Source organism: Agrobacterium genomosp. 2 str. CFBP 5494 (genome assembly GCF_900013495.1).
In the GTDB taxonomy this organism is placed as follows: Bacteria; Pseudomonadota; Alphaproteobacteria; order Rhizobiales; family Rhizobiaceae; genus Agrobacterium; species Agrobacterium pusense.
This window is the reverse complement of record NZ_LT009719.1, coordinates 1,065,816-1,071,919: the sequence shown is the minus strand read 5'-3', so window position 1 is coordinate 1,071,919 and position 6,104 is coordinate 1,065,816. Positions and strand designations below refer to the sequence as shown.

The following is a 6,104-nucleotide window of genomic DNA, read 5'->3' as shown; positions in this document are numbered from 1 at the left end:
TGCGCGTAAAAGACCGGCAGCAATGTAAGGCCTATACCCGTTTGGGCAGCGGCAGCGCCTATACGCTCCGCCATTTCGGCGATATTTCCGTAATGTGAACCGTCCCTGTCATTGTGCAGGTAATGGAATTCTCCGACCCTGCCGAAACCGGCCTCCAGCATTTCCATATAAAGCTGTGCAGCAACGGCCTCGACATGGTCAGGCGTCATGGAGAGGGCGAATTTATACATGACCGTGCGCCAGCTCCAGAAACTGTCGTCGGCAGGCCCGCGGATTTCGGCAAGTCCAGCCATGGCCCTCTGGAAGGCGTGGCTGTGAAGATTGGGCATGGCCGAAACGATGACGGCATGGCGTTCATCCTGCCGCTCGGGAGAAACACCGCTTTCGACCGATGAAACAACCCCGCCATTACAGACGATACGGACATCCTGCGCCCACCCGCCGCTGAGAAGTGCCGCACCTGCGTGAATTGCCGTCATACCACCCTCTCCTCTTGTTACGACATCGGGCAAGGCCATTTCGGACAGAAAATGCGGCTTGCCAAGCCGATTATTATGTATATACATTTACGCCATAAAGGAAAGGCGAAAAGCAATGCCCGGGAACAAATCTGCAAAGGGAGCGGCGATGGGAAACGCAACGGCCTTGTGGCGTAATGCCCGGCTGGCCACCTTCGATCCATTGAGGGAAGGCATCGGCGCAATCGAAAATGGCGTGATCGCCGTCAGCAGCGGTCGCATCGCATTTGCTGGCTCGGAGAGCGATCTGCCCGCTTATCTCGCCGCCGCGGAGGAAATCACCGATTGCGACGGGCGCTGGATCACTCCCGCTCTGATAGATTGCCACACCCATCTGGTCTTTGGCGGCAACCGCGCCATGGAATTCGAAATGCGGTTGAATGGCGCGACTTATGAAGAGATCGCCAAGGCGGGTGGCGGCATCGTGTCCTCCGTGCGTGACACACGCGCGGTTTCGGAGGATGTCTTGATAGCGCAAGCGCTGCCCCGTCTCGATACGCTTCTTTCCGAGGGCGTCTCGACGATCGAAATCAAATCCGGTTACGGCCTCGATATAGATACCGAATTGAAAATGCTGCGTGTTGCCCGCAGGCTGGAGACGCTGCGGCCGGTGCGGATCGTCACCAGCTATCTGGCCGCCCATGCGACACCCGCTGAATATAAGGGTAGGAACGGTGACTATATCACCGATGTCGTTTTGCCCGGGCTGGAAAAGGCACAGGCGGAAGGGCTGGTCGATGCGGTGGACGGCTTCTGCGAGGGCATCGCATTCTCCGTCGAAGAAATAGCACGCGTTTTTGAAAAGGCGCGGCAGCTTGGTCTGCCCGTCAAGCTGCATGCCGAGCAGCTTTCCAACCTGGGCGGCGCAGCGCTTGCCGCCTCCTGCGGCGGGCTTTCCGCCGATCATCTGGAATATCTGGATAAATCAGGCGCCAAGGCACTGGCCAAGGCGGGAACCGTGGCCGTACTCTTGCCCGGCGCCTTTTATGCGCTTCGTGAAAAACAGGCTCCGCCGATGCAGGCATTGCGCGATGCAGGCGCGACAATCGCCCTCGCCACCGACTGCAATCCAGGCACCTCACCGCTCACTTCCCTGCTTTTGACCATGAACATGGGTGCAACGCTTTTCCGCATGACCGTGGAGGAATGCCTGGCAGCGACAACGCGCAATGCCGCCAAGGCGCTTGGCCTGCTTGCGGAAACCGGCACGCTGGAGGCCGGGAAATCCGCTGATCTTGCAATCTGGGATATCGAACGCCCGGCCGAGCTTGTCTATCGCATCGGTTTCAACCCGCTCCATGCCCGCATATTCAAGGGACAGAAGGTTTCTCCATGACCATGACGACCATTACGCTTCACCCCGGCAACGTGGCCCTGGCCGACCTGGCCGGCATCTACTGGAACAACGGCTCCGCGAAGCTGGACCGCTCGTTCGACGCCGGCATCGAAAAGGCGGCTGCCCGCATTGCCGAGATTGCCGCGGGTAATGCCCCCGTCTATGGCATCAATACCGGTTTCGGAAAACTTGCCTCCATCAAGATCGATGCAGCCGACGTGGCAACGCTGCAGCGCAATCTCATCCTGTCGCATTGCTGCGGTGTAGGCGCGCCGCTTCCTGAAAATGTGGTTCGGCTGATCATGGCGCTGAAGCTGATTTCGCTTGGCCGCGGCGCTTCCGGCGTGCGGCTGGAACTGGTGCGGCTGATCGAGGCCATGCTGGAACAGGGCGTTATTCCCGTCATTCCCGAAAAGGGTTCCGTGGGCGCTTCCGGCGATCTCGCGCCGCTTGCCCATATGGCGGCGGTGATGATGGGCGAGGGTGAGGCTTTTTATCAGGGCGCTCTGCTGCCCGCCGGCCAGGCGCTGATGAAAGCCGGGCTGACGCCGGTGGTTCTCGCCGCCAAGGAAGGGCTTGCCCTGATCAATGGCACGCAAACCTCCACCGCACTGGCGCTTGCCGGGCTTTTTCGCGCCCATCGCGCCGCGCAGGCTGCGCTGATTACCGGCGCACTTTCCACGGACGCCGCCATGGGGTCTTCCGCTCCATTTCACCCGGATATTCACAGCCTGCGGGGCCACAAGGGGCAGATCGACGCGGGATCTGCGCTTCGCAGCCTGCTCGACGGCTCCGAAATCCGCATCAGCCACATTGAAGGCGATGAGCGGGTGCAGGATCCCTATTGCATCCGCTGCCAGCCGCAGGTGGATGGCGCCTGCCTTGACCTCCTGCGGCAGGTGGCCCGCACACTGGAAATCGAAGCCAATGCGGTGACCGACAATCCGCTGGTGCTTTCTGACAATTCCGTCGTGTCCGGCGGCAATTTCCATGCCGAACCGGTGGCCTTCGCCGCCGACCAGACCGCGCTCGCGATTTGCGAGATCGGGGCCATCGCCCAACGCCGTGTCGCGCTACTGGTCGATCCGGCGCTTTCTTATGGCCTGCCCGCTTTCCTTTCCAGGAAGCCGGGGCTGAATTCCGGGCTCATGATCGCCGAAGTCACGTCCGCAGCGCTGATGAGCGAGAACAAGCAGATGGCACATCCGGCCTCGGTGGATTCGACGCCAACCTCGGCCAACCAGGAAGACCATGTCTCCATGGCCTGCCACGGAGCGCGGCGACTTTTGTCGATGACCGACAATCTATTTGCCATCCTCGGGATCGAGGCGCTTTCAGCCGTTCAGGGCGTAGAACTGCGCGGGCCACTGAAAACCAGCCCGGAACTGCAAAAGGCCATTGCCGTGCTACGGGCCGCGATACCTTCGCTGGAGGAAGACCGTTATATGGCGCCGGATCTCAAGACGGCGGCGGAGTTGATCGCCTCCGGTGCGTTGGTCGCCACGATTTCGGACGGCATCCTGCCCAAGCTGGAGGCTTGAGATGAGGCACGTTTTAACCTTCGCCAACTCTGTTCTTGCAGGGGCTAAACCCACGGAGAAGAGAGGCAATCGATGAAGCCTCCCTTTGCCCTTCACCAAGGCACTTCGCCGATCATCCTCGGTCTGCCTCACACCGGCACGGATGTTCCGGCGGAGATTTGGAGCCGCCTCAACGACAACGGCAAAATTCTGGCCGATACGGATTGGCACATCCATGAGCTTTATGCCGGGCTTCTGGAAAACGCGACAACCGTGAGGGCGACGTTCCATCGTTATGTCATCGACGCCAACCGCGACCCGGCCGGGGTGAGCCTTTATCCGGGCCAGAACACGACCGGGCTGGTTCCGGACACCGATTTCGACGGCAAGCCTATCTGGAATGAAGGGCAGGAACCCACGCCGGATGACATTGCGGACCGTCTGGAAAACTTCCACGCGCCCTATCATGCAGCTCTTGCCGCCGAGATCGAGCGGATCAAGGGCATCCATGGGATCGCCATTCTCTATGATTGCCATTCGATCCGTTCGTACATCCCCTTCCTCTTTGAAGGCAAGCTGCCGGATTTCAACATCGGCACGGATATGGGCAGAACCTGTGATCCCGCCATCGAACACATCGCCGTTGAGGCCACCGCCGCCGCGCAAGGTTACGACAGCGTTCTGAACGGCCGCTTCAAGGGTGGCTGGACGACGCGCCATTATGGCAGGCCGCAGAAAGGTGTGCACGCAATCCAGATGGAGCTGGCACAATCCACGCATCTGCAAAGCGAGGTGCCGCCTTTTGCTTATGACGCGGGCAAAGCCGAACGCCTTCGCCAGCATCTCAAGACGATTCTCACGCGCATGGAAGAATTTGCGCTCGACACGAAACGATAAGGGGAAATCTTATGAACAATCCGCGCCATAATATTCGCGACGTTCGCGCACCGCAGGGCACCGAGCTCAATGCCAAAAGCTGGATGACGGAAGCGCCGCTGCGCATGCTGATGAACAATCTCGACCCTGATGTTGCCGAGCGACCGCATGAGCTGGTGGTTTATGGCGGCATCGGCCGCGCCGCCCGCACATGGGACGATTTCGACCGCATCGTCGCGACGCTGAAGGATTTGAACGAGGACGAGACCCTGATCGTGCAGTCCGGCAAGCCGGTCGGCGTCTTCCGCACCCACAAGGATGCGCCGCGCGTGCTGATCGCCAATTCGAATCTGGTGCCGCATTGGGCCAACTGGGATCATTTCAACGAGCTGGATAAGAAGGGCCTGGCCATGTACGGCCAGATGACGGCGGGTTCCTGGATTTACATCGGCACTCAGGGCATCGTGCAGGGAACGTACGAAACCTTCGTGGAGGCTGGCCGCCAGCATTATGGCGGCAATCTCAGGGGCAAATGGATCCTGACCGGCGGTCTCGGTGGTATGGGCGGCGCGCAGCCGCTCGCCGCCGTCATGGCCGGCGCCTGCTGCCTTGCCGTCGAATGCGATGAAACCCGCGTCGATTTCCGTCTGCGCACCCGTTATGTTGATGCGAAGGCGCATACACTCGATGAGGCGCTGGCGCTGATCGATCAATGGACCAAGGCCGGCGAGGCCAAGTCCGTCGGCCTGATCGGCAACGCGGCGGAGATATTCCCGGAACTTTTCCGTCGCGGCATCCGGCCCGATATCGTGACCGACCAGACCTCGGCGCACGATCCGATCCATGGTTATCTGCCTGCCGGCTGGAGCGTGGCCGAATGGCGCGCCAAACAGGAGAGTGATCCACAGGCCGTTGCCGCTGCCGCTCGCGCCTCCATGAAAGTTCACGTCCAGGCCATGGTCGATTTCTGGAACGCCGGCGTTCCGACGCTCGATTACGGCAATAATATCCGCCAGGTCGCAAAGGACGAAGGGCTGGAAAACGCCTTCGCTTTCCCCGGCTTCGTGCCAGCCTATATTCGCCCGCTGTTTTGCCGAGGCATCGGGCCGTTCCGCTGGGCGGCACTTTCCGGTGACCCGGAGGACATCTACAAGACCGACGCCAAGGTGAAGGAACTACTGCCCGACAACAAACACCTGCACAACTGGCTGGATATGGCGCGCGAACGCATCGCGTTTCAGGGCCTGCCTGCCCGCATTTGCTGGGTGGGGCTCGGCGACCGCCATCGTCTCGGGCTTGCCTTCAATGAAATGGTCAGGAACGGTGAGCTGAAGGCGCCCATCGTGATCGGCCGCGACCATCTCGATTCTGGCTCCGTCGCCTCGCCCAACCGCGAGACCGAATCCATGAAGGACGGTTCCGATGCCGTATCGGATTGGCCGCTGCTTAACGCACTGCTTAACACTGCATCCGGTGCAACCTGGGTATCGCTGCATCACGGCGGCGGTGTTGGCATGGGCTTTTCCCAGCATTCCGGCATGGTCATCTGCTGCGATGGCACCGACGACGCCGCGCGTCGGATCGAGCGTGTTCTGTGGAACGACCCGGCAACCGGCGTCATGCGCCATGCCGATGCAGGTTACGAGATTGCCGTGGAATGCGCCAAGGAGCAGGGGCTGCGTCTGCCCGGTATTCTCGGCAATTGATGAGCGTGCCGCGCGGTCCATCGCCGCGCGGCATTCCGACCTTGCGTCGGCAAAGCCTCAGGGCATTACCCAACGCTCCTTTGACTGAAACTTCCGGTTCGATTTTCTCGTTGTTAGCTGTTGGTCGGTCATAGCCGATCATTTTTAG

General features: G+C 60.5%; 5 protein-coding genes (1 of these 5 only partly in view). 4 read left to right on the top strand and 1 reads right to left on the bottom strand.

Annotated features, from left to right (window positions below):
• Positions 1 to 479 carry the 5' end (the start) of a formimidoylglutamate deiminase gene (locus AGR2A_RS19780; protein ID WP_072494962.1) on the bottom strand. It extends 868 nt beyond the left edge of the window, so 479 of the gene's 1,347 nt are visible here — the first part of the coding sequence; the start codon lies at positions 477 to 479; the stop codon falls past the left edge of the window.
• Positions 480 to 627: 148 nt separating this feature from the next.
• Between AGR2A_RS19780 and hutI the strand changes: the two genes are divergently transcribed.
• The 4 genes from hutI to hutU all read left to right on the top strand — a co-directional run bounded on the left by hutI (position 628) and on the right by hutU (position 5,956).
• Entirely contained in the window at positions 628 to 1,854 is a 1,227-nt protein-coding gene (gene hutI / locus AGR2A_RS19775) for an imidazolonepropionase (protein ID WP_376750325.1), read from the top strand.
• Positions 1,851 to 3,395, top strand: a complete 1,545-nt coding sequence (gene hutH, locus AGR2A_RS19770; protein ID WP_072494964.1) for a histidine ammonia-lyase — start codon at positions 1,851 to 1,853, stop codon at positions 3,393 to 3,395. Before hutI ends, hutH begins: the two co-directional genes overlap by 4 nt.
• A gap of 72 nt (positions 3,396 to 3,467) precedes the next feature.
• The gene (gene hutG, locus AGR2A_RS19765; RefSeq protein ID WP_072494965.1) at positions 3,468 to 4,271 is read left to right on the top strand and encodes an N-formylglutamate deformylase; all 804 of its coding nucleotides are present in this window, start codon (positions 3,468 to 3,470) and stop codon (positions 4,269 to 4,271) included.
• A gap of 11 nt (positions 4,272 to 4,282) precedes the next feature.
• Positions 4,283 to 5,956, top strand: coding sequence for a urocanate hydratase (gene hutU, locus AGR2A_RS19760; RefSeq protein ID WP_072494966.1), 1,674 nt, complete (start codon positions 4,283 to 4,285; stop codon positions 5,954 to 5,956).
• Positions 5,957 to 6,104: the final 148 nt, after the last annotated feature.